Genomic DNA, 23,770 nt, shown 5'->3' with positions numbered 1-23,770 from the left:
GCCCGGCCAAAGCCATTCGAGGAGGACGCGCCGTGTACAAATTTCTTGAAGAGACCGTCGACGGCTACATGACGCGCGACGTCAAGTCGGTGCAGCGCGACCTGGATCTGCTCGCGCTCAGCGAGATGTTCGAGATCGACGATTTCAACTCCTATCCGGTCGAGGACGACGGTCAGGTGGTCGGCATCGTCACCAAGTTCGACATCCTGAAGTGCTTCGCGTTCTCGCCGAGCCAGATGCTGCCGCGCTATCACGACCTGATGAGCCGCAAGATCGGCGACGTCATGACGCCGGAGTTCATCTATGTCAGTCCCGACACGCGGCTGACGCGCGTGCTCCAGATCATGGTCGAGCACCGCATCAGGAGCATCATCGTGCTCGACGGTGCGCAGAAGCTGGTCGGAATCATCGCCCGCGAGGACGTCATCGCCGCACTCAAGGCGACCGCGCGCGACTGACGAGTTGCCTTCTTCCCTTCTCCCCTTGCGGGAGAAGGTGGCGCGAAGCGCCGGATGAGGGGTTCTCTCCACGGAAAGACCGTCTGGGCGGAACCAACCCCTCACCCCAATGAGCTTGTAGCACGGTCCTTGCTGCCCTCTCCCGCAAGGGGAGAGGGCACTGCGACTAGCTGCGCCGCAAAAATACGGAGGCATCCCGAAAAATGTCTGCCCGACACTTAGAACCAAAACGCATGTCTTGATTTCAATCAATTCCCCGCGAGGGTGAATGTGGTTTCTGGCCCCGTGTTCTTTCAGAGAGAATCCGCATGAGCCAGCCCTCCATCTCCAAATCCATGACCATCGGTGAAAGCGGCCTGGCTGTCGTGTTCGCAGTCACCGCCTTCCTCTGCGTGATCGCCTCGGCCAAGGCGCTGGATGCGCCATTCGCCTTCCATGCCGCGCTCAGCGCGGCGGCGAGTCTCGCCGCGGTGTTCGTCATCATCAACCGCTACTTCGATCGCCCGGCGGAGCTGCCGCCGCAGGAGATCAACGGGCGCCCCAACTACAACATGGGCCCGATCAAGTTCACCGCCGTCATGGCGATGTTCTGGGGCATCGCGGGCTTCCTGGTCGGCCTCATCATCGCCTCGCAGCTGGCCTGGCCGGCGCTGAACTTCGATCTGCCCTGGACCAGCTTCGGCCGCCTGCGGCCGCTGCACACCTCCGCGGTGATCTTCGCCTTCGGCGGCAACGTGCTGGTCGGCACGTCCTTCTATGTCGTGCAGAAGTCCTGCCGCGCGCGCCTCGCCGGCGATCTCGCGCCCTGGTTCGTCGTGGTCGGCTACAACTTCTTCATCCTGGTCGCGGGCACGGGCTATCTGCTCGGCGTCACCCAGTCGAAGGAATATGCCGAGCCGGAATGGTATGCCGACCTCTGGCTGACCATCGTCTGGGTCGTCTATCTCCTCGTCTTCCTTGCCACCATCATCAAGCGCAAGGAGCCGCACATCTTCGTCGCGAACTGGTTCTATCTCGCCTTCATCGTGACGATCGCCGTGCTGCATCTCGGCAACAACCCGGCGCTGCCCGTCTCGGTGTTCGGCTCGAAGTCCTACGTCGCCTGGGGCGGCATCCAGGACGCCATGTTCCAGTGGTGGTACGGCCATAACGCGGTCGGCTTCTTCCTGACCGCCGGCTTCCTCGCCATCATGTACTACTTCATCCCGAAGCGCGCGGAGCGGCCGATCTATTCCTATCGGCTGTCGATCATCCACTTCTGGGCGCTGATCTTCCTCTACATCTGGGCCGGTCCCCACCATCTGCACTACACGGCGCTGCCGGACTGGACGCAGACGCTCGGCATGACCTTCTCGATCATGCTGTGGATGCCCTCCTGGGGCGGCATGATCAACGGCCTGATGACGCTGTCGGGTGCCTGGGACAAGCTGCGCACCGATCCCGTGCTGCGCATGCTGGTGGTGTCCGTCGCCTTCTACGGCATGTCGACCTTCGAAGGCCCGATGATGTCGATCAAGGTGGTGAACTCGCTCAGCCACTACACCGACTGGACCATCGGCCACGTGCATTCCGGCGCGCTCGGCTGGGTCGGCTTCGTCTCCTTTGGCGCGCTGTACTGCCTGGTGCCGTGGGTGTGGAATCGCAAGGGCCTCTACAGCCTCAAGCTGGTCAACTGGCACTTCTGGATCGCGACGCTCGGCATCGTCCTCTACATCTCGGCGATGTGGGTGTCCGGCATCCTGCAGGGCCTGATGTGGCGCGCCTACACCTCGCTCGGCTTCCTCGAATATTCCTTCATCGAGAGCGTCGAGGCGATGCATCCCTTCTACATCATCCGCGCCGCCGGCGGCGGTCTGTTCCTGATCGGCGCGCTGATCATGGCCTACAATCTCTGGATGACCGTTCGCGTCGGCGAACAGGAAGTCCAGATGCCCGTCGCGCTTCAGCCGGCGGAATGAGGAGTCTTCCATGTCGTTCTGGACACGCCACCAAGTCTTCGAAAAGAACTCGATCATCCTGGTCGTCGGCATTTTGCTGGTGATCGCGATCGGCGGTCTCGTCGAGATCACTCCGCTGTTCTACCTCAAGAGCACGATCGAGAAGGTCGACGGCGTCAGGCCGTACACGCCGCTGGAGCTCGCGGGCCGCAACGTCTACGTCCGCGAAGGCTGCTATCTCTGCCATTCGCAGATGATCCGGCCGCTGCGCGACGAGGTCGAGCGCTACGGTCACTTCTCGCTGGCCGCCGAGAGCATGTTCGACCACCCGTTCCAGTGGGGCTCGAAGCGCACCGGCCCCGATCTCGCCCGCGTCGGCGCCAAATACTCCGACGACTGGCACGTCACCCATCTGACCAACCCGCGCGCGATCGTGCCGCAATCGGTGATGCCGGGCTATCCCTTCCTCGGCCAGAACGAGGTCGATCCGGATACGATCGCCGACCACATGAAGACGCTCCGGGCCGTCGGCGTGCCTTACACGGACGACCAGATCGCGAGCGCAGGCGCCGACCTGAAGGCCCAGGCCGATCCCGACAATGCCGGCTCAGACGCCTTCACCAAGCGCTACGCCAAGGCCGTCGTGCGCAATTTCGACGGCAAGCCCGGCACGCCGACCGAGATGGACGCGCTGATCGCCTATCTGCAGATGCTCGGCACGCTGGTCGACTTCAAGATCTACAACGAGAAAGCCAATCTTCGCTGAGAAGGCATCAACGATGAAAGCCATCCTGACCCTCGACAATCTCGCGTCCGGTCTCGTCACCACGATCTGGACGCCGGTGTTCGTCGCGATCTTTCTCGCGATCATCGCCTACGCATTCTGGCCCCGCAACAAGGCTGCGTTCGACGAAGCGGCGAGCCTGCCGCTGCGGGAGGAGTAAGAGATCATGACCGATCATCATAGCGACATCGATTCCGTCACCGGCAAGTCCACGACCGGACATGAATGGGACGGCATCAAGGAGCTCAACACGCCGCTGCCACGCTGGTGGGTGATTTCCTTTTACCTCACCATCGTCTGGGCGATCGGCTACTGGATCGTCTATCCGGCCTGGCCGCTGATCTCCAGCAACACCACCGGCCTGTTCGGCTATTCGTCGCGCGCCGACGTCGCGGTCGAGCTCGCCAATCTCGAGAAGATCCGCGGTGACAAGATGGCGGTGCTGGGCAAGGCCTCGCTCGCCGACATCGAGAAGGACCCGGCCTTGCTGGCGCTCGCCCGCGCCAAGGGCAAGACCGTGTTCGGCGACAATTGCGCGCCGTGTCACGGCAGCGGCGGCGCCGGCGCCAAGGGCTTTCCGAACCTGAACGACGACGACTGGCTGTGGGGCGGCACGCTCGACCAGATCATGCAGACCATCCAGTTCGGCGCCCGCTCCGGCCACGCCAAGACGCACGAGGGCCAGATGCTCGCCTTCGGCAAGGATGGCGTGCTGAAGGCCGACGAGATCGTCACGGTCGCCAACTATGTACGCGCGCTGTCGGGCCTGTCGACCCGCAAGGGCTATGACGCCGCCAAGGGCGAGAAGATCTTCGCTGAGAATTGCGTCGCCTGTCACGGCGACGGCGGCAAGGGCAACCCGGAGATGGGCGCCCCGAATCTGACCGACAAGATCTGGCTGTACGGCTCGGACGAGGCGACCCTGATCGAGACCATCGGCCAGGGCCGCGCCGGCGTCATGCCGGCCTGGGAAGGGCGGCTCGACCCCGCCACGATCAAGGCGATGGCGGTCTACGTCCACTCGCTGGGCGGCGGCAAATAGCTGAACGATAACAAGCGGGGGCAGACAAAAATGCCCCCGCTTGAGCTGGATCAATCGACGCGGCGGCGCCGGGTCTAGGTTTAATCGCACCACTTCGAGATGTTCTAACGCGATGAACAAGACCGTGAACCCGAACGAGCTCACATCGGAAGACGACTTCGGCCCGCTCTACGCGGCCCGCAAGAAGGTCTATCCCCAAAGTGTCTCCGGCACCTTCCGCCGGATCAAATGGGGCCTGATGGCGTTCTGCCTCGGCGTCTACTATTTCCTGCCCTTCGTGCGCTGGAACCGGGGCCTCGGCGCCCCCAGCCAGGCCGTGCTGATCGACCTGCCCAACAGCCGCTTCTATTTCTTCTTCATCGAGCTGTGGCCGCAGGAGGTCTACTACTTCACCGGTCTGTTGATCGTCGCCGCGATCACGCTGTTCCTGATGAACTCGGTCGGCGGCCGCATCTGGTGCGGCTATCTCTGCCCGCAGACGGTGTGGACCGATCTGTTCTACGCCGTCGAGCGCTTCGTCGAGGGCGATCGCCGCGAGCGGATGCGGAAGGACAAGGCGGCCGGCGCGCTGACGCTCCGGCGTGTCTCCGAGATCGCGCTCAAGAACTTCATCTGGCTCATGATCGCCTGGTGGACCGGCGGCGCCTGGGTGCTCTATTTCAGCGACGCCCCGACGCTGGTGAAGGATCTGCTGACCTTCCAGGCGCCGATGATGGCCTATATCTGGATCGGCATCCTCACCGCGACGACCTTTGTGCTCGCCGGCTACATGCGCGAGCAGGTCTGCACCTATATGTGCCCCTGGCCGCGCATCCAGGCCGCACTCACCGACGAATGGGCGCTCAACGTCACCTATCGCTACGACCGCGGCGAGAAGCGCACCTCGGTGAAGAAGGCGGCGGAGCTGCGCGCGCTCGGCGAACAGGTCGGCGACTGCGTCGATTGCTATCAATGCGTCGCGGTGTGCCCGACCGGCATCGATATCCGCAACGGGCCGCAGCTCGAATGCATCCAGTGCGGACTCTGCATCGACGCCTGCGACAACGTGATGACCAAGATCGGCCGGCCGAAGCGGCTGATCGGCTACGACAACGACATCAACATCCAGCGCCGCCAGGAAGGCAAGGCGCCGATCTACCGCATCGTCCGGGCCCGCACCGTCGTCTACAGCGCGATCATCGCGGCCGTCGGCGGCTTCATGATCTATACGCTGGCGACCCGCAGCCTGCTCGACGTCAACGTGCTGCATGACCGCAATCCGGTCGCAGTCAAGCTCAGCGACGGCTCGATCCGCAACGCCTACACGGTGCGGCTGCTGAACAAGAGCGGCTACGACCGCGTCATCGCCATCGACGCGGACGGTCCGGCCAACCTGACCACGCATGTCGTCGGCGTCGATTCGGTGACGCCTGACAGGCCGATGATCGTGATCCCGCGCGACACCACCAGCGAGCTGCGCCTGCTGGTCACCGCGCCCGCGGACAGCAATCCGGAGAAGTCGATCCCCGTGCGCTTCCGCGTCACCGACATCGGCCTCGGCGAAGTCGCCACCGCCACCGACAATTTCGTCGCGCCGTAAGTTCAGGAGACTGCCATGGCCGCCAAGCCGCTGACCGGAACCAAGGTGTTCCTGATGCTGGTCGCCTTCTTCGGGCTCGTGATCGGCGTTAACGTCACCATGATGAAGCTCGCGATCGCAACGCTGCCCGGCACCGACGTCGATAGCCCCTACGCCGCAGGCCTCACCTATGACCGCGAGATCGCCGCGGCGCAGGACCAGGCCGCGCGCAAATGGCAGGTCAATGCCCATATTGAGCGTCGCGCCGATGGCGCCGCCACGCTCCAGGTCGACGCGCGCGATGCGAAGGGCCAGCCGATGAGCGGCCTGAAATTCGGCGGCCGTCTGGAACGGCCGACCGACAAGCGCGCCGATCTCCAGCTCGATCTCTCGGAATCCGGCATCGGCATCTATCGCGGCAATGTCGCCTCCGTCGCCCCGGGACAGTGGGACCTCGTGATCGAAGGCGAGGCGCGCGGCACACGCGTGTTCATGTCGCGTAATCGCGTGATCCTGAACTGAAGGATTTTGCCATGCAGGTCACGCGGGATTTCTCTCACTATGTCCGCGCCGCAGGCGAGGGCCTCCAGCACATCGATCTCGCGGTCGAGGGCGTTCACTGCGCCGGCTGCATGGCCAAGATCGAGCGCGGACTGTCGGCCATCCCCGATGTCACGCTGGCGCGCGTGAACCTCACCGACCGCCGCGTCGCGCTGGAATGGAAGCAGGGAACGCTCGATCCGGCCCGCTTCATCGATCGCCTCGAGGAACTTGGCTACAAGGCTTACCCTTACGAGACCGAAAGCGCTGAGGTGGCAGAGGTCGCCGAATCCCGCTTCCTGCTGCGCTGCCTCGGCGTCGCCGCGTTCGCCACCATGAACGTAATGATGCTGTCGATCCCGGTGTGGTCCGGCAACGTCTCGGACATGCTGCCGGAGCAGCGCGACTTCTTCCACTGGCTGTCGGCGCTGATCGCGCTGCCGGCGGCGGCCTATGCCGGCCAGCCGTTCTTCCGCTCGGCATGGCGCGCGCTGGCGAACAAGACCACCAACATGGACGTGCCGATCTCGATCGGCGTGTGCCTTGCGCTCGGCATGTCCGTGGTCGAGACGATCCACCACGCCGAGCACGCCTATTTCGATGCCGCGATCATGCTGCTGACCTTTCTGCTGGTCGGCCGCTTCCTCGACCAGAACATGCGGCGGCGGACCCGCGCGGTTGCCGGCAATCTCGCCGCGCTCAAGGCCGAGACCGCGGCCAAGTTCGTCGGGCCCGATGAGATCTCGCAGGTGCCGGTGGCGGCGATCCATCCCGGCGACATCGTGCTGCTCCGGCCCGGCGAGCGGTGCGCGGTCGACGGCACCGTGATCGAGGGGCGCTCCGAGATCGACCAGAGCCTGATCACCGGCGAGACGCTCTATGTCACGGCGGAGCAGGGTACGCCGGTCTATGCGGGCTCGATGAACATCTCCGGCACGCTGCGGGTGCGGGTTTCGGCGGCCTCCGAAGCGACGCTGCTCGCCGAGATCACGCGGCTGCTCGACCACGCGCTGCAGGCGCGCTCGCGCTACATGCGGCTCGCCGATCGCGCCTCGCGGCTCTATGCGCCGGTGGTGCATGCGACCGCGCTGATCACCATCCTGGGCTGGGTCATCGCCGGTGCGAGCTGGCACGATGCGATCGTCACCGGCGTGGCCGTCTTGATCATCACCTGTCCTTGCGCGCTCGGCCTTGCCATTCCGACCGTGCAGACGGTGGCCTCGGGCGCAATGTTCAAGGCCGGCGTCCTGCTCAATGCGGGCGATGCGATCGAGCGGCTGGCGGAAGCGGACCACGTCATCTTCGACAAGACCGGTACGCTGACGCTGCCGGATCTCGAGGTGATCAACGCGGCCGATATCCCCGCCGACATTTTCGAGCTGGCCGGCCGGCTCGCGCTGTCGAGCCATCATCCGGTGGCCGCCGCGGTCGCACAGGCCGCGGGCGCAAGGTCGCCGATCGTCAGCGCGGTCGAGGAAGCCGGGCAGGGCGTGCGCGCAACGGTCGACGACGTCGAGATCCGCCTGGGCCGTCCGTCCTTCTGCGGCGCCGAGACCCTTGTCGGCTTGACCGACGATCTCGATCCCGAAGCCTCCATCGTCGCGTTCAGCAAGGGCAGCGAAAAGTTCATTTTGTCGGTGCGCCAAGGGCTCCGCCCGGATGCCCAAGCCGTGATCGCGGCGCTGAAGGACCGTCACATCGGCATCGAGATCCTGTCCGGCGACCGCGAGGCGGCGGTGATCGCGGCGGCCCATGCGCTCGGCATCGCCGAATGGCGCGCCGGCGTGACGCCTGCCGACAAGATCGCGCGGATCGAGGAATTGAAGCGGCGCGGCACCAAGGTGCTGATGGTCGGCGACGGCATGAACGATGCGCCTTCGCTGGCGGCGGCCCATGTCTCGATGTCGCCGATCTCGGCCGCCCATCTCAGCCAGGCCACCGCCGATCTCGTCTTCCTCGGCCGGCCGCTGGCTCCTGTCGTCGCCGCGATCGATTCCGCACGCAAGGCGCTGCACCTGATGCGGCAGAACCTCTGGCTCGCGATCGGCTATAATGTGCTGGCGGTGCCGGTTGCGATCAGCGGCGTCGTCACGCCCCTGATCGCCGCGGCCGCCATGAGCGGATCGTCGATCCTGGTGATGCTGAATTCGCTGCGGGCGCGCAGCGCGCGGGAGATCACGTAATGGAGATCCTGGTCATCCTGGTGCCGCTGGCGCTGATGCTAGGAGGGGCCGGCCTCGTCGCCTTCCTCTGGTCGCTGCGCAGCGGTCAGTACGACGATCTCGACGGCGCCGCCTGGCGCGCCATCGCCGACGACGAGCCGCCGCCGCAGGAAGCCCCGGTCAAGCGTTAGCGCTTCAAGGCCAACGTCAGCACGGCTGCGGCCGCGAGCGCGACGCCAACCCCGGCGACGCAGGCATGCCAGCCGAAGGCGTCGAACAGCCGGCCAAGCACGGCCGTGCCGACAAGTCCGCCGACGAAATAGCACGCAAGATAGGTGCCGCTGGCGACGCCGCGGTTGTCGGTCGCGGTCTGTCCCACGAATCCGGTGGCGGCGGCTTGCGCGAAGAATGTCCCGACCCCGACCAGGATCATCCCGGCGAGCACTTCCCCCAGGCGAGCGGTCAGCATCAGTGGCAAGCCGATTCCGGCAACGGCAAGTGCGCCCCAGATCGCCGGCCGGGTCCCGAGGCGCGCGGCTACCCTGCCGGCCAGCAAGGTCGTGATCACCGATGGCAGGAAGACGAAATAGACGAGGCCGAGGTCCATCATGCCCAGCGACAGCGGCGGCCGGACCAGCACGAAATTGACGAACGTGAAGGTGCCGATGAAGGCGAACAGGATGCAGAAGCCGATCCCGAAGGCGGCGCGGAGTTGCGCATTGCGCCAGTGAGTGATCGCGGCTTCCAGCGGCGATCCGATCGGCGTCATCGTATGCATCGGCCGCACGCGCTGGATGGTGAAATAGACCAGCACCGCGCCGGCCAGGTTGAGTGCCGCGAAGAAATAGAAGTTCCATGCGAGCCCGAGGCCTTCGGCGACCGCTGCCGAGATCAGCCGGCCGACGAGGTTGCTGGCGACGTTGCCGGTGATGTAGGCGGCGAACGCGCCGCCTGTGTCCATGGCGCTGCATTGCTCGCCGAGATGAGCGAGGGTGAGCGCAAAGGCGGATGCCATGCAAAGGCCCTGGGCGATCCGCAAAGTCGTGAAGACGGCAAGATTGGGTGCGGAGGCCAGCAGGCTGGTGGGGATTGCAAGAAGCAGAAGGCTCACCAGGATGCCGGTCCGGCGGTTGATGCGCGGGCTGAAGAAGCCGACGACGAGGCTCGCAATGGCCATGCCGAAGGTGCTGGCGTTGACGGCAAATCCCATCGCTGCCGGCGTCACTCCATAATGGCGTGTCAGCGAGGGCAGGATCGCCTGCGTCGCGAACAGGTCGACGACGGTCAGGAATGCGGTGAGGCCGATCACGACTGATCGGAGCGCAAACCCCGGCGAATGCACATCCACCGCCATCGCGGCCGGCTTCAACTGTGCGGACAGATCGGTCATGGCTCTGCATCTCCAGTGGCGGATGTGGCGCCCGGCACGCCTTGCGGCATGGTGGGATACCGGACGCCACATCCGGGTAACGAGTACGCTGGGGCCGGGGCGCTCGTTACATGTGATGGTCGTTGGGATCTTTGCGGACGTCGCCGACATAGAGGATGACCGTCTCCTTCCCGAGGTTCTTCCACCAGTGCGAGGTGCCGAACACCTCGGGGCGGATGTCGCCGGCCTTGTGCACGATCGGATCGATGCAGTTGGAGGCGTATTCGACGATCTCGCCCTGCTGCACGAAGATCAGGGCCGGGCGGTCGTCGTGGCTGTGCCAGGGCACGATGCCGCCGGGCTCGATGGTCAGCTTGCGGAAACGCAGCTCGCGACCTTCGATATGTGCCGGCTGTTTGCCGAGGTCGATCGCGCCGAGCGTGACGTCGGTGACGCCGACCGGCTTGTAGTCCACCATCTGATGCGCATTCGGCTTGATCTTGTCGGCGGCGCATTCGCCCGCGAGCACGGGCTGCGCAGGTAACGTCAATGCGCCGACGATGGCGAGGCACGGCAAGACCGCGCGCAGGAAAGTGCGATGCTTCGACATGGAAATCTCCTGTGTTGGCCGTAACCGCGATGGTCGCCGGCTATGGCGGGAGCATCGTCGAGACCGCGGCCATCTTGAAATGCCGACTCGCTCTCGATGCGATAGCCACGCGCTATGTTGATGCGCGGCGGCTATCGAACCGATTGGGCATCGGCATTTCCGCTTTCGGCAAATCCGCCGTCCGATGGCGGAGCGCCCGATTGGCGGGCGTTCACGTCAATCCGGAGGAGCATCTCATGACGAAAGTGTCCAAAACCATGATTGCCGCCGCTGCGTTCGCGGTCATCGCCACGTCGGCCTTCTCACAGGCCACCTGGGACTTCAAGGCCGGCATGGCCTATGTCTATGGCGGGCCGGGCAAGATGTCGGCGATGGCCATGGCCCCCGCCGAGAAGAACCACGAGGCTATGATGAAGAACGCCAAGAAGGTGCCCGAGAACACCGTCTTCTTCATGGACAACGGCACGCTGTACTCCGCCTCCGGCCGGCTGGACCCGACGGGCAATTTCTACGTGAACTGAACCGGCCCTCACGTAACGGCCGCCCCTTGCGGGCGGCCGGACCTCGAACCTAGTATTCGCATCTCGAACGCCGGAGCGGAACATGACGTCCCTCTCACCAGCCGACGCCGAGCGGCTCAAGTCTGCCTTCCAGCGCTGCCGTGACATGGAGGGAACGCTGAACGAGCAGCTTCGCGCCTATGCCGATGTGAGCCGCGAGGTCTTCCCGGCCTATGGCGAGGCGGTCGATCGCCTGGTGGTACGATTGAACGGCAATGGCGGCGGCGAGACCGCGCCGCGTCCGGGCGATGCAATGCCGCCGTTCATGCTGCCCGACGAAAGCGGACGCCTCGTCAGCTTGTCCGCACTGCTGGAGAGCGGTCCGGTCGCGGTGATGTTCTTCCGCGGACATTGGTGCCCGTATTGCCGCCTCAACATGCGCGCGGTGGCCCAGGCCGGAGCGCGCATCAAGGCGATGGGCGCGCGGGTCGTTGCGATCATGCCTGAGACCCAGCAATTCACGGAATACCTCAAGGACGAGGCCAACGCGCCGTTTCCGATCCTGACCGATCTCGACAATGGCTATGCCCTATCTCTGAATCTCGCGATCTGGCTTGGCACCGAGATCCAGCAATTGCTGTCGTACCAGGACATGGCGAAGTTTCACGGCAATGACGGCTGGATGCTGCCGATCCCGGCCGTGTTCGTCGTCGGTCGCGACGGGATCGTGAAAGCCCGCTTCGTCGATCCCGATTTCCGCAAGCGCATGGAGATCGACGACCTGCTTGCGGCGTTGGAAGGTGCGAGCCGGGAGAGGTGAATTTCGCGCAACGCGCTCGTTTTTCCTTCTCCGCTTTGTGAGAGAGGGAAAGAGCGGCGATCGTACCCGCGGCTACCCCGCAACAATGCGCCAGTCCGCGCCACGCAGCATGCGCATCACGGCATTGGCGACCGCCGTGCGCTGCCGGCCCGCCACGCCGTAGAGGCTGACCGTGCGGCGGGCGTCGAGCCCGACGACGGTGGCGCGCTTCAGGCTGTCCGGCACCGGTGAGCTGTGCGGCATCATGGCGATGCCGATATCGGCCTCCACCAGCTCGATCAGGTCGCGCTCGCTCGAAATCTCGTGGCCGTGATCGACGTCGACGCCGTGCTCGCGCAGGCTCGCGGAGATGCGCCGGGAGTGCTCGCAATAATTGCGGCCGAGCAATTGCTCGGCGCGCAGATCGTCCGGCTCGATGGTATCCTGGCCGGCGAGGCGATGCTCCCGGCTGACGACGAGATCGAAGGTCTCGGTGAACAGCGGCCAGACGTCGAGCCGTTCCCAGGCTTCGTCGATCTCGGCCGCGATGCCGAGCTCCGCTTCTCCCTTCTTGAGGAATTCGCCGACCTCGCGGCTGGTTCCGCGCAGGAAGCGCAGCTCGAGCCGGTTGAACTGCCGCCTGATCTCGTTGAGATACGGAATCAGCAGCGCAAGGTCGATCGAATGGGTCAGCGCGACCCGCAGCGCGCCGATTTCCCCACTCTTGAACGAGGAAGCGAGCGAGCGCGCGCCAATTGCGGCGTCATAGCACTGCTTCAGCAGCGGATGCATGCGCTGGCCGAGCTCGGTCAACTGGGCAGCCGGGCGCTCGCGGCGAAACAGGTCGCCGCCGAGCTCGGCCTCGAGCTGCTTGATCGCGCGCGTCAGCGAGGGCTGCGTCACGTTGCACTCCTCGGCGGCGCGGGTGAAATTCAAGAGCTGCGCCACCGCCAGGAAGTAGCGGACCTGGTGCATTTCCATGGATCGGCTCCCAGCGAGATCGGCCCGAAATCTAACCGATCGGGGCAGGGAATGATATGCTGGCGGCGATAGCGCGCGCGTATGGTTTCGGAAGCCAGCCGGCATTTCCAAAAGGCCCGGCGATCGCCGAGAACGGCAAGACGTAACAATAGCCTTATACCCGGCGTACACTTGGCGAATGATACCCATAGGCTCGACAGGAGCGAGACATGAACGACATGCAGGACAGCGGGCAGCGAAAGAGCATGAACCTGCCGGGCCAGGTCGTCCTCGTGCTTCAGGGCGGCGGTGCGCTCGGCTCGTACCAGGCCGGCGTCTACCAGGCGCTCCACGAGGCCGGCATCGAGCCGGACTGGATCATCGGCACCTCGATCGGCGCCATCAATGCCAGCCTCATCGCAGGCAACGCGCCGGAGCACCGGCTCGCGCGCCTGAGGGAGTTCTGGAAGCGGATGGAGCAGAAGCCGGTCTGGGACTGGCGCTCCGGATTTCCCGGCTTCAACGAGAAGCTGGCCTATTGGTCGACGGTGACCCACGGCATTCCCGGCTTCTTCCGACCCAACCCGCTGGCGCATGCCGGGGATTCCTATCCGCTGGGCGCCGATCACGCCGGCTACTATTCGACTGCGCCGCTGGAGACGACGCTGTGCGAGCTGGTCGATTTCGATCTCGCCAATCGCTGCGCGCCGCGCCTGACGGTCGGTGCGGCCCATGTCGGCACCAGCGAAATGCGCTACTTCGACAGCCGCGACGGCGAGCTGACGGTGAAGCACATCATGGCCTCCGGCGCGCTGCCGCCGGCCTTCCCGGCGATCCGCATCGATGGCGAGCTCTATTGGGACGGCGGCATCCTCTCGAATACGCCGACGGAAGCGGTGTTCGACGACAATCCGCGCAAGGATTCGCTGATCTTCTCCGTGCATCTGTGGAATCCCGTCGGTGCCGAGCCGACGACGATGGCGGAGGTGTTGAACCGCCATAAGGACGTACAGTATTCCAGCCGCATCGCGAGCCAGATCGTGCGCCAGCAGCAGACCCATCGCCTGCGCCACGTCATCAACCAGCTTGCGGCACGGCTTCCGGAGAGCGACCGTAATGACCCGGCCGTGCGCGAGCTCGCGAGCTACGGCTGTCCGACCCGCATGCATGTGGTGCGGCTGCTGGCACCGCAGCTTGATCGCGAGACCCATACCAAGGACATCGATTTCAGCCCGTCCGGGATCACGCGGCGCTGGCACGCTGGTTATGCTCATACGAAGTCTGTGCTCGCGCGAAAACCGTGGATCGGCGAATTCGATCCGCTCGCCGGCGTGGTGCTGCACGAGCATATCGACGAGATGCCGATGGCGGCGGAATAGGAGCTGCGTCCGCCGTTCATCGAATTGCCATAGGTCTTGCGGATCGTTGGGGGTCCGCAAGTCGGTGAGGCCCTGCAGGTGGTGTCCGCGAACGATCTGGAATTGGCGCTCGATCGGGTCCGCATCGATGCGGCGGGACCTGTTGCTGGCGTGTTCGGTCCTGATACGGTGACCTGGCGGATCGACCGCGAGGCCGTGATCTTCCTCGGCGCCGGGCGCGCGCTGCTGCTTCAACTCGCCCATCCCTGGGTCGCGGCCGCCATCGCCGAGCATTCAAAAACCTTCGCCGATCCGATCGGCCGCTTTCACCGCACCTTCGACATCGTCTTCGCCATGGTGTTCGGCTCGCTCGACCGGGCCTTGCTGTCGTCGCGGCAATTACATCGGCGGCACAGCATGATCGTCGGCGAGATGCCCGAGACGGTCGGTCCGTTCGCGGCCGGCTCGCGCTACTGCGCCAACGACATCCCCTCGCTGCGTTGGGTTCATGCGACGCTGGTCGAGAGCGCGCTGATGGCACACGACCTGGTCCTGCCGCAGCTCTCGGTGGAGGAGCGCGAGCGCTACTGGACGGGGAGCCGGACGTTCGGCGCGCTGTTCGGATTGACGGGCGACGATTTGCCGGCGGACTGGGCCGGCTTTGCCGCCTACACGGCTGCGATGACGCAGTCGGAGACGCTGACCGTCAGCCCGGCCGCGCGGGAGATCGCCGCGCAGATCTTTGGCGGCGCACGTCCGTGGCTGCGGCCGCCGCGCTGGTACCGCGCGCTCACGGCGCGGATGCTGCCGGAGCCGATACGTGCGGGCTTTGGCTTTGAGCTCGATCCGCGTGACGCGCGAGCGGCTGATAACGCGCTGAGATGGATCAGGCGCGTCTATCCGAAATTGCCTGACCGGCTGCGCTATGTCGGCCCTTACCAGGAAGCGATGACGCGGCTGAATGGCGGGACCGGGCCCGACTGGATGACCCGCTGTCTCAACCGCGCCTGGATCGGCCGCCCGCAGATGGATGCGCGCGGGAAGGGGTGAGCGTTCAAATCTTGTGTCCCGGACAAGCCGCAATGCGCGAGCATTGCGGCGCAGAGCCGGGACCCAGGGGCCGCGGACTTCGGCGTGACATGGGCCCCGGCTCTGCAGCGCACCGTCGAAGAGACGCTGCGCTGCGTCCGGGGCACGAGAGCGGTGATGAGACGCGCGCTCTCTCCACATCGTCATTGCGAGCCACCGGGTCCGCGCGAAGCGCGGCCTGATGACAGCCTCCGCGAAACAATCCAGAATCCCTCCGCTGGGACAGTCTGGATTGCTTCGTCGCTTCGCTCCTCGCAATGACGGAGGATGTGGAAGCGCCTTGGCCCCGGCCTCACACCGAGGCCAGCTTCCGATACAGCGCGTTGTAACTCCCCGCCGAGATGCTCCACGAGAACGACCGGCCCATGGCGCTGCGGCGCATGGTGTCGAGCTGGTCCTGGGCCATGAAGGCGGAGAAGGCGCGGCGGACGCCGCCGAGGAAGGATTCGTGCGAGGGTCTTGAGAACAGGAAGCCGGTCTCGCCGTCGGTGATGGTCTCGGCAAGGCCGCCGGTCTGGTGGCCGATCGGCAGCGAGCCGAAGCGCTGGGCGTACATCTGGCTGAGGCCGCAGGGCTCGAACCGCGACGGCATCAAGGTAAAGTCGCTGCCGGCAAAGATGCGCCGCGCCTGGGCGTCGTTGAAGCCGATGGTGACGCCGATGGCGTCGGGGCGGCGGCGATGGGCGTCGATCAGGGCCTGCTCGAGCGCCGGCTCGCCGGAGCCGGTGACCACGATCTGCCCGCCGGAATCGATGATCTCGTCGGCGGCCGACAGCACGAGGTCGATGCCCTTCTGGTGCACGAGGCGCGCGACGATCGCGAACATCGGCCCGCGCGAGACCGCGAGGCCAAACTGCTTGCGGACGTAGTCCGCATTGGCCTTCTTGCCGATCCAGTCGCCGGCGCCGAACTGCTGGGCGAGCTGGGAGCATGAGCGCGGGTCCCAGCTCTCGTCGATGCCGTTGAGGATGCCGGTGAGCTCGGCCGCATCGGAGCGGACGCGGAGCAGGCCTTCGAGGCCGCAGCCGAATTCCTCCGTCGTGATCTCCCGCGCATAGGTGCCGCTGACGGTGGTGAGGTGCGAGGCGTAGACGAGGCCGGCCTTGAGGAAGGAGAGCTGGTCGTAGAACTCGACGCCGTCGATGTGGAAGGAGCTTTCGGGGATGCCAATTCGCCGCAGCGACTCCTTCGGGAAGAGGCCCTGATAGGCGAGGTTATGGATGGTCAGGATCGACGGTAGCCTGGCGCCGCGCCAGGCGAGATAGGCAGGCACGAGCGAAGCCTGCCAGTCGTTGGCGTGGACCAGGTCCGCTGCCCAATTCTTGTCCAGCTTGCCCATGGCCAGCTCAGCGGCTGCCGAGGCAAAGCGCGCGAAGCGGATGTCGTTGTCGGGCCAGTCGCGCCCGGACTCGTCGCCATAGGGGTTGCCGGGCCGGTCGTAGAGTTGTGAGCACAACAGCACATAGACCGGCAGGCCGTCCTTGGTCGCGGCGCGGCCGAGCGAGCAGGCGGGCATCTCCGCAAATGCCGGGCAGCGTCCAACGATCTGAATATGCGTGAGTTGTTCGATGATGTCGCGATAGCCGGGCAGCATGATCCGGATATCGGCGAAGGGGCGGAGCGCTCGGGGGAGGGCAGCGGAAACGGCACCAAGTCCGCCGACGCGGACGAAGTCGTCCATCTCCGTGGTGACGAACAAGACCCTCAAGAACGATTGCCCTCTTCCGATCCCGATTGCTGCTATGCAAGATCGGGTCCAGTTGCTCCTGGATATCTCAGCCTGCCCGCGCGATGCGTTCGTTCGGTAAAGACTTTCCTACTCAGCCGCCGCCCTCTAGGGTCGGCGCACCAACAACAGAGAACGTTGATCGTTCCTAAGGGACCGCCGGGGATGCAGCTATCAGATAAGCACGAACACACGACGACAAAGGCCTTCGCGGGCCTGCGGGTGCTGGATTTCTCGACCACCATCGCCGGTCCCCATTGCGCGCGGATGCTCGCGGACATGGGCGCCGAGGTCATCAAGATCGAGACCGACGGCGGCGAGACGATGCGAACCCGGCCGCCGCTGCGCAAGGGCTGCAGCACCGTGTTCGGCCAGCTCAATGTCGGCAAGAAGAGCATCGTGCTCGACCTCAAGTCCGAGGACGGGCGGGAGGCGGTGCGACGGCTGGTCGCAACATCGGACATCCTGGTCGAGAACTTTCGCCCGGGCGTGATGCGCCGGCTGCGGCTCGACTATGACAGCCTGCGCCCGGTCAATCCCAGGCTGATCTACTGCTCGATCTCGGGCTATGGCCAGAGCGGCCCCTCGGCCGAGCTGCCGGCCTACGCACCGGTGATCCATGCGGCCTCCGGCTACGACATGGCGCATCTCGCCTACCAGCCCGGCCGGGTCAGGCCGGACTATTGCGGCATCTATCATGCCGACGTCGTCACCGGCACCTACGGCTTTGGCGCGATCGCCTCTGCGCTCTATCAGCGTACCGTGACCGGGCAGGGCCAGCACATCGACGTCTCCATGCTGGAGTCGATGCTGAGCCTGACGGTGATCGAGCTGCAGAGCTCGCAATTCGCGGTGAAGCCGCCGCCGCGCCCGATGTTCGGCCCGACCGAGACCGCCGACGGCTACGTCATGATCACGGTCGCCAGCGAGAAGACCTTCCAGTGCTTGATGGGCGTGATCGGGCGGCCCGAATGGATCGCCGATGCGCGCTTCTCCAGTTATGCGCCGCGCCGCGAGAACTGGGCCGACATGATGGATGGCGTCGAGGCCTGGTCGAAGCAGCTCTCGACCGAAGCGTGTCTCGTCGCATTGAGCGCCGCCGGCGTGCCGGCCTCGGCCTATCGCACCGTGTCCGAGGCGCTGGCCGATCCGCAGCTCGCACATCGCCAGGCGCTCTCCCCGGTGGAGGACGCGGGCGGCTCTTTCCAGGTGCTCAATCTGCCGTTCCGGATGTCGGGCGCCGACACCACGCCGGCGAAGACGATGGCCGCGCTCGGCGAGCATACCGATGCGCTGCGTGACGAGGTCGGCCTGTCGAACGACGCGTCAATTCCGACAGGCAAAACAGCCGCGACACACTGAGCAACATTTGCGCTGCGCTACGCGCATGCGGCATTTGATCTCCCTTGTGTTCCTCTTGCCGTGGCGAGCATTTGTCGCCAATCTCGCGCCCGAGTCATTCAACGATCCGAAACATCGGACGAGGGATCCCGGGAGGAACCATGACGAAGATTGTTGCCGCAGCGCGCAATTGCGCGCCGATTTTCCTTGTTGCGGCATTTGCGCTTGTCTCGCCTGCGCACGCGCAAAAATCGGGCGGCAGCATCACCGTCGGCCAGGAGATGGACATCTCGGGCTTCGATCCGCTCAAGGTCGGCGTCTACGACACGTCGACCAATACCGCCGCCGCCGCGATCTTCGACACGCTCACCACGCTCGACGACAAGGGCGAGGCCGCGCCGAAACTCGCGGTGTCCTGGACGCATTCCGACGACTACAAGACCTGGACCTTCAAGCTGCGCGAGGGGGTGAAATTCCACGACGGCACGCCGTTCAATGCGCAGGCCTTCAAGGAGAATTTCGACCGGCAGAAGGACCCCGCCAACAAGTGCCGCTGTGCCTTCTACATCAGCAACGTCAAGGAGGTGCTGGCGCCGGACGAATACACGATCGTCTACAATCTGACCGATCCCTCCGTGAACCTGCCGGCCACGATCACCATCCAGAGCTCGAACAACGTCATTCATTCGCCGACGGCCTGGAAAACCAAGGGCGCCGACTACAATCGCAATCCCGTCGGCACCGGTCCCTACATCCTGAAATCATGGACCGCCGGCGACCGCATGGTGCTGGAGAAGAACCCGGACTACTGGAACAAGGGCCGTCCCTATCTCGACCGTATCATCCTGAAGCCGCTGCCCGACGCGCAGTCGCGGTTCGCCTCGCTGCAATCGGGCGAAGCCGACATCATCTGGGATGACGAGAACGACGCCGACAACATCATGAAGGCGCAGAAGGACTCCAAGCTCACCGTGCACACCTACAAGGGCTCGGGCGCGCAGGTCTACGCCTTCAACACCAAGGTGGCGCCGTTCGACGACGTCCGCGTGCGCCAGGCGCTGGTGATGTCGATCGACCGCCCGAAGATGTCGCAAGCGATCAGCAACGGCCTGAGCCGGCCCGCGAGCAATCCTTATGGCGACGGCTCCTGGGTCAAGTGCAAGGACGACGGCGCGCTGCCGTTCGACCTCGAGAAGGCCAAGGCGCTGCTGAAGGATTACGGCAAGCCGGTCGAGTTCAAGATGCTGGTGACCGCCACGCCGCGCGGCCGCATGATCGGACAGGTGCTGCAGCAATTCTGGAAGCGCGCCGGTGCCAATATGGAGATCGAGCAGGTCGACCAGGCCACGATCCCGCCGCGCGCCTTCGCGCGTCAGTTCCAGCTCGTGCCCTGGCGCATCGTCGATCTCGCCGATCCCGATCCGCAGATGTACGCGAATTTCCGCAGCGGAAGCCCGTTGTCGCTGGCGAACTTCGTCGATCCGGAGCTCGATCGGCTGCTCGACCATTCCCGCGTCACCGCCGACGTCGCGGCGCGCACCGAGGACTATTGCGCGATCAGCCGCCTGATCAACAAGGAGGCGATCTGGTTCTGGACCTTCCAGAACACCTATTACGCGCTGTCGAGCGCCAAGCTGAAAGGCTTTCCAAAGATCTACAACGGCGTGATCGACGTCTCGACCACCTGGCTGGAATGATCGCGCGATGCTGATTTTCGTCGTGCGGCGGCTGCTTGCCATCCTGCCGGTGCTGCTCGCGGTCTCGCTGCTCACCTTCCTGATCGCCTCGCTGCTGCCGGGTGATCTCGCCTATGTCATCCTCGGCGACCAGGCGACGCCGGATAATGTCGCCGCGCTTCGCCATGACATGGGGCTCGACCAGCCGCTGTGGTGGCGCTACCTGAGCTGGCTCGGGCACGTCCTGCAGGGCGATCTCGGCCGCTCGTTCCGCACCGGGCAGACGGTGCTGCAGGCGGTCGCCGAGCGCATTCCGGTCTCGCTCCAATTGATGCTGATGGCCGAGTTCATCGGCCTCTTGATCGGCGTTCCCGTTGCGATCGCCTGCGCCGCGCGCGCAGGCGGCGCGTTCGACCGGTTCATGACCGGCAGCGCCTTCGCCATGCTGTCGATGCCGTCCTTCCTGATGGCGATCCTGCTGATCTACCTGTTCGCGGTCGAGCTGCACTGGCTGCCGGCGACCGGCTATGTGCCGTTCACCGAGGAGCCGCTCGGCAATTTGCGCTTCTTCGTGCTGCCGGCGCTGACGCTGGCCCTGGCCGAATGGCCGGGCATCATGCGCGTGCTGCGCTCCGACATGATCGCGACATTGCAGGAAGACTATATCGCGCTCGCCAAGGCCAAAGGCCTCAAGCCGGCGCGCATCCTGTTCGTGCACGCGCTCAAGCCCTCGTCGCTGACGCTGGTGACGGTGACGGGCATCAATATCGGCCGCCTGCTCGGCGGCACGCTGATCGTGGAGACGATCTTTGCGCTGCCGGGCATCGGGCGGCTGCTGGTCGGCGCGATCTACACCCGCGACCTCGTCATCCTCCAGGGCGTGGTGCTGCTGGTCGCCTGCGGCTTCGTCATCGTCAATTTCATCGTCGACATGCTCTACGCCGTGCTCGATCCGAGGATCCGCCATGGCCACGCTTGAGCTGTCGATGCAGGACGAGGCGACGGCTGCACCCAGCCGCCGCAAGCGCAAGCTCGGTCTGCTGTTCTGGCTCGCGAGCGCCTGGCTCGTGATCATCCTTGCGCTCGCGATCCTCGCGCCGGTGCTGCCGCTGCAGAACCCCGTGGACATGGACATGCTGGAGCGCCGCGCGGCGTTCTCCACCGAGCACTGGCTCGGCACCGACGGGCTCGGCCGCGACGAGCTCGCCCGGCTGATCTTTGGCGCGCGCGTGTCGCTGACGGTTGGGCTGATCGCGCCGATGATCGGATTGACATTCGGCGGCGCGCTGGGCCTGTTTGCCGGCTATTTCCGCGGGCGGTTCGAGACGCTGGTGGTCGGCGGCATGGATGTGCTGCTGGCCTTTCCGCCGCTGATCTTCGCGCTTGCGGTGACCGCCTATCTCGGCCAGTCGATTCCCAATCTGACGATCATCCTCGGCGTGCTCGGCATTCCCGCCTTCATGCGGGTGGCGCGCGCCGCAACGCTGACCCTGGCGCGCCGCGAGTTCGTGATTGCGGCCGAAGCCCTTGGCGCCAGCCATGCGCGCATCCTGCTGCGCGAGCTGTTGCCGAACGTGATCCTGCCGCTGCTCGCTTTCTTCCTGCTCGGCGTCGCCGTCACCATCGTGGTCGAGGGCGCGTTGTCCTTCCTCGGCCTCGGCGTGCCGCCGCCGATGGCGAGCTGGGGCAGCATGATCGGTGAGGGCCGCGATAGTCTCGACGTCGCGCCGCGACTCGCCTTCCTGCCGGCGGCGGGGCTATTCCTGACCGTGCTGGCGTTCAACCTCGTCGGCGACACCATGCGGGCACTGACCGACCCGCGTCAGGGGGCGCTGTGAGCACCCCGCTACTGACCATCGAGGACGTCGCGGTCGAGCTGCCGACCCCGCGCGGAAATCTGCGCGCGGTCGATCATGTCGATCTGTCGCTTGAGGCGGGTCGCACGCTCGGCATCGTCGGCGAGTCCGGCTGCGGCAAGACCATGCTGTCGCGCGCGGTGCTTCAATTGCTGCCGAAGAAGGCGAAGCTGACGGGCCGCGTCATGTTCGACGGCCAGGATCTGGTGCGGCTCGACGCGGAGCGGCTGCGTCGCCTGCGCGGGCGCGACCTCGCTGTCGTGTTCCAGGACCCCATGACTTCGCTCAATCCGGTGCTCACCATCGGCACGCAGTTGATGGAGACGATCCAGGAGCATCTCGAGCTCGATGCGCCGGCGGCGCGCAAGCGCAGCATCGAGCTGCTGGCCGCCGTCGGCATCCCCGCGCCGGAGCAGCGGCTCGCGCAATATCCGCATCAATGCTCCGGCGGCATGCGTCAGCGCATCGCGATTGCGATCGCGCTGTCCTGCGAGCCGAAGCTGCTGATAGCGGACGAGCCGACCACGGCGCTCGACGTCACCATCCAGGCGCAGATCCTCGATCTGCTCGCGCGCGAGCAGCGCCGCCGCCACATGGCGATGATCATCATCACCCACGATCTCGGCGTCGTCGCCGGCCGCGCCGACGAGGTCGCGGTGATGTATGCGGGCAGGGTGGTGGAGCGCGCGCCGACGCAGGCGTTGTTCAAGCGCATGCACATGCCCTACACCGAGGCGCTGCTGGCGGCGATCCCGAAGCTCGAGACCGCGCCGCATACGCCGCTGCCCGCGATCTCCGGCCGTCCGCCCGATCCGACCCGGCCGCTGAAAGGCTGCTCCTTTGCGCCGCGCTGCCGCTATGCCGCGGGGCGCTGCCATGAGGCGAAGCCTGACTTGAAGGGCGCGGAGATGCCTGATCATCTCTACGCCTGCTTCCATCCGATCCAGATGACGGAAGAGGTCGGCGCATGATGCAGCTTGCCCTGCGCGAAGAGCCGCTTCTGAACGTCGACAACCTCGTCGTCGAATACGGTCTCGGCGACAGGACGGTGCACGCCGTCTCCGGGGTCAGCCTGAAGGTCGCGCGCGGCGAGACGCTGGGGCTGGTCGGCGAATCCGGCTGCGGCAAGTCGACGCTGGGGCGTGCGGTGCTGCAACTGCGGCGCGCCAAGTCCGGCCGCGTGCTGTTCGACGGCGAGGATCTCACCGCGATGGAAGGCGAGGCGTTGCGAAAAATGCGGCGCCGCGTGCAGCTCATTTTTCAGGACCCGATCGCCTCGCTCAATCCGCGCCGCCGCATCGGCGACATCGTGGCCGAGCCGCTGATCATCGCCGGCGTCAAGGACGCGTCAGAGCGCAAGCGCAGGGTTCACGAGGTGCTCTCCGCGGTCGGGCTGGATCCCGATCTCGTGTCGGGGCGGCTGCCGCACGAATTCTCCGGCGGGCAGTGCCAGCGCATCTGTATCGCGCGCTCGCTGGTGCTCAATCCGGAATTCATCGTCTGCGACGAGCCGGTCTCGGCGCTCGACGTCTCCATCCGCGCGCAGATCCTCAATCTGCTGGAGGAGATGAAGACGCGGTTCGGCCTGACATTGCTGTTCATCGCGCATGACCTTGCGGTGGTCAAAGCGGTCAGCGATCGCGTCGCGGTGATGTATCTCGGCCGGCTCTGCGAGGTCGGGCCGTCGGAGCAATTGTTCGCAAAGCCCGCGCATCCCTATACCGGGCTGCTGCTGCAGGCGATTCCGGTACCCGATCCCGACGTGCGTCCCGCCGAGAGTGTGGCGACCGGCGAGCCGCCATCGCCGATTGCACCTCCGTCCGGCTGCCGCTTCCGCACCCGCTGCCCGCGGGCCGATCAGCGATGCAGCGCGGAGATACCGGAGTTGCGCGAGGTCGCACCGGGCCAGTTCGCGGCTTGTCACCATCCGCTGGCTTGAACTAAGACCGCTCCCGGGTTTGTCTCGTCCCGCCACTCGTGGCATGGTGGCGCGACGACAAGTATG

Annotated in this window: 23 protein-coding genes; 19 read left to right on the top strand and 4 right to left on the bottom strand. The window is 65.4% G+C overall.

The annotated features are described in order from the left end of the window. Positions 1-32 precede the first annotated feature (32 nt). The 9 genes from VGR99_RS04600 to ccoS all read left to right on the top strand — a co-directional run bounded on the left by VGR99_RS04600 (position 33) and on the right by ccoS (position 8,672). A complete protein-coding gene (locus VGR99_RS04600; protein WP_326897114.1) occupies positions 33-458 on the top strand; it encodes an HPP family protein in 426 nt (141 codons plus the stop codon). 308 nt (positions 459-766) lie between these two features. Beyond that, positions 767-2,416: a cytochrome-c oxidase, cbb3-type subunit I gene (ccoN, locus tag VGR99_RS04595; RefSeq protein ID WP_326897113.1), complete on the top strand. Its 1,650-nt coding sequence runs from the start codon at positions 767-769 to the stop codon at positions 2,414-2,416. A gap of 10 nt (positions 2,417-2,426) precedes the next feature. Beyond that, on the top strand, positions 2,427-3,161 hold the full coding sequence (gene ccoO, locus VGR99_RS04590; RefSeq protein ID WP_326897112.1) for a cytochrome-c oxidase, cbb3-type subunit II: 735 nt from the start codon (positions 2,427-2,429) through the stop codon (positions 3,159-3,161). Positions 3,162-3,174: 13 nt separating this feature from the next. Continuing rightward, positions 3,175-3,339 carry a CcoQ/FixQ family Cbb3-type cytochrome c oxidase assembly chaperone gene (locus VGR99_RS04585; RefSeq protein WP_027528922.1) on the top strand — a complete coding sequence of 55 codons (165 nt, stop codon included), beginning with the start codon at positions 3,175-3,177 and terminating at the stop codon, positions 3,337-3,339. Between the two features lie 6 nt (positions 3,340-3,345). Beyond that, on the top strand, positions 3,346-4,221 hold the full coding sequence (gene ccoP / locus VGR99_RS04580) for a cytochrome-c oxidase, cbb3-type subunit III (protein ID WP_326897111.1): 876 nt from the start codon (positions 3,346-3,348) through the stop codon (positions 4,219-4,221). Between the two features lie 112 nt (positions 4,222-4,333). After that, the gene (gene ccoG / locus VGR99_RS04575) at positions 4,334-5,800 is read left to right on the top strand and encodes a cytochrome c oxidase accessory protein CcoG (protein WP_326897110.1); all 1,467 of its coding nucleotides are present in this window, start codon (positions 4,334-4,336) and stop codon (positions 5,798-5,800) included. 15 nt (positions 5,801-5,815) lie between these two features. Continuing rightward, the gene (locus VGR99_RS04570) at positions 5,816-6,301 is read left to right on the top strand and encodes a FixH family protein (protein ID WP_326897109.1); all 486 of its coding nucleotides are present in this window, start codon (positions 5,816-5,818) and stop codon (positions 6,299-6,301) included. Positions 6,302-6,312: 11 nt separating this feature from the next. Further along, positions 6,313-8,502, top strand: a complete 2,190-nt coding sequence (locus VGR99_RS04565) for a cation-translocating P-type ATPase (RefSeq protein WP_326897108.1) — start codon at positions 6,313-6,315, stop codon at positions 8,500-8,502. Next, positions 8,502-8,672 carry a cbb3-type cytochrome oxidase assembly protein CcoS gene (ccoS, locus tag VGR99_RS04560; protein ID WP_326897107.1) on the top strand — a complete coding sequence of 57 codons (171 nt, stop codon included), beginning with the start codon at positions 8,502-8,504 and terminating at the stop codon, positions 8,670-8,672. Before VGR99_RS04565 ends, ccoS begins: the two co-directional genes overlap by 1 nt. On the opposite strand, the gene VGR99_RS04555 is transcribed toward ccoS, so the two are convergent. Continuing rightward, a complete protein-coding gene (locus VGR99_RS04555; RefSeq protein ID WP_326897106.1) occupies positions 8,669-9,871 on the bottom strand; it encodes an MFS transporter in 1,203 nt (400 codons plus the stop codon). The genes ccoS and VGR99_RS04555 overlap by 4 nt on opposite strands. A gap of 106 nt (positions 9,872-9,977) precedes the next feature. Beyond that, a complete protein-coding gene (locus VGR99_RS04550; RefSeq protein WP_326897105.1) occupies positions 9,978-10,460 on the bottom strand; it encodes a cupin domain-containing protein in 483 nt (160 codons plus the stop codon). Positions 10,461-10,696: 236 nt separating this feature from the next. Here VGR99_RS04550 and VGR99_RS04545 point away from each other — a divergent pair, with 236 nt between their 5' ends. Continuing rightward, positions 10,697-10,981: a hypothetical protein gene (locus tag VGR99_RS04545; RefSeq protein ID WP_326897217.1), complete on the top strand. Its 285-nt coding sequence runs from the start codon at positions 10,697-10,699 to the stop codon at positions 10,979-10,981. Positions 10,982-11,063: 82 nt separating this feature from the next. Continuing rightward, entirely contained in the window at positions 11,064-11,780 is a 717-nt protein-coding gene (locus VGR99_RS04540) for a peroxiredoxin-like family protein (protein WP_326897104.1), read from the top strand. 72 nt (positions 11,781-11,852) lie between these two features. On the opposite strand, the gene VGR99_RS04535 is transcribed toward VGR99_RS04540, so the two are convergent. Next, positions 11,853-12,740 carry a LysR family transcriptional regulator gene (locus VGR99_RS04535; protein ID WP_326897103.1) on the bottom strand — a complete coding sequence of 296 codons (888 nt, stop codon included), beginning with the start codon at positions 12,738-12,740 and terminating at the stop codon, positions 11,853-11,855. A 209-nt stretch (positions 12,741-12,949) separates the two neighbouring features. Here VGR99_RS04535 and VGR99_RS04530 point away from each other — a divergent pair, with 209 nt between their 5' ends. Then, the gene (locus tag VGR99_RS04530; RefSeq protein WP_326897102.1) at positions 12,950-14,098 is read left to right on the top strand and encodes a patatin-like phospholipase family protein; all 1,149 of its coding nucleotides are present in this window, start codon (positions 12,950-12,952) and stop codon (positions 14,096-14,098) included. Between the two features lie 78 nt (positions 14,099-14,176). Beyond that, a complete protein-coding gene (locus VGR99_RS04525) occupies positions 14,177-15,127 on the top strand; it encodes an oxygenase MpaB family protein (RefSeq protein ID WP_326897101.1) in 951 nt (316 codons plus the stop codon). A 331-nt stretch (positions 15,128-15,458) separates the two neighbouring features. Here VGR99_RS04525 and glgA read toward each other — a convergent pair whose 3' ends face one another. Continuing rightward, positions 15,459-16,874 (bottom strand): glycogen synthase GlgA, encoded by a 1,416-nt coding sequence (gene glgA / locus VGR99_RS04520; RefSeq protein WP_326897100.1) that lies wholly within the window; start codon positions 16,872-16,874, stop codon positions 15,459-15,461. A 183-nt stretch (positions 16,875-17,057) separates the two neighbouring features. On the opposite strand from glgA, the gene VGR99_RS04515 reads away from it, so the two are divergent. From VGR99_RS04515 to VGR99_RS04490, 6 genes are all read left to right on the top strand, one after another. Then, entirely contained in the window at positions 17,058-18,254 is a 1,197-nt protein-coding gene (locus VGR99_RS04515) for a CoA transferase (RefSeq protein WP_326897099.1), read from the top strand. Positions 18,255-18,394: 140 nt separating this feature from the next. Further along, positions 18,395-19,930, top strand: coding sequence for an ABC transporter substrate-binding protein (locus tag VGR99_RS04510; protein ID WP_326897098.1), 1,536 nt, complete (start codon positions 18,395-18,397; stop codon positions 19,928-19,930). Between the two features lie 7 nt (positions 19,931-19,937). After that, entirely contained in the window at positions 19,938-20,888 is a 951-nt protein-coding gene (locus tag VGR99_RS04505; RefSeq protein WP_326897097.1) for an ABC transporter permease, read from the top strand. Then, the gene (locus VGR99_RS04500) at positions 20,875-21,747 is read left to right on the top strand and encodes an ABC transporter permease (protein WP_326897096.1); all 873 of its coding nucleotides are present in this window, start codon (positions 20,875-20,877) and stop codon (positions 21,745-21,747) included. Before VGR99_RS04505 ends, VGR99_RS04500 begins: the two co-directional genes overlap by 14 nt. Continuing rightward, entirely contained in the window at positions 21,744-22,736 is a 993-nt protein-coding gene (locus VGR99_RS04495; protein WP_326897095.1) for an ABC transporter ATP-binding protein, read from the top strand. Before VGR99_RS04500 ends, VGR99_RS04495 begins: the two co-directional genes overlap by 4 nt. Further along, on the top strand, positions 22,733-23,704 hold the full coding sequence (locus VGR99_RS04490) for an oligopeptide/dipeptide ABC transporter ATP-binding protein (protein ID WP_326897094.1): 972 nt from the start codon (positions 22,733-22,735) through the stop codon (positions 23,702-23,704). Before VGR99_RS04495 ends, VGR99_RS04490 begins: the two co-directional genes overlap by 4 nt. The last annotated feature ends 66 nt before the right edge of the window (positions 23,705-23,770 follow it).

This window comes from Bradyrhizobium sp. (genome assembly GCF_035935975.1).
GTDB lineage: Bacteria > Pseudomonadota > Alphaproteobacteria > Rhizobiales > Xanthobacteraceae > Bradyrhizobium.
Note: the sequence above shows the minus strand (reverse complement) of the source record. Positions and strands in the feature narration are given on the sequence as shown.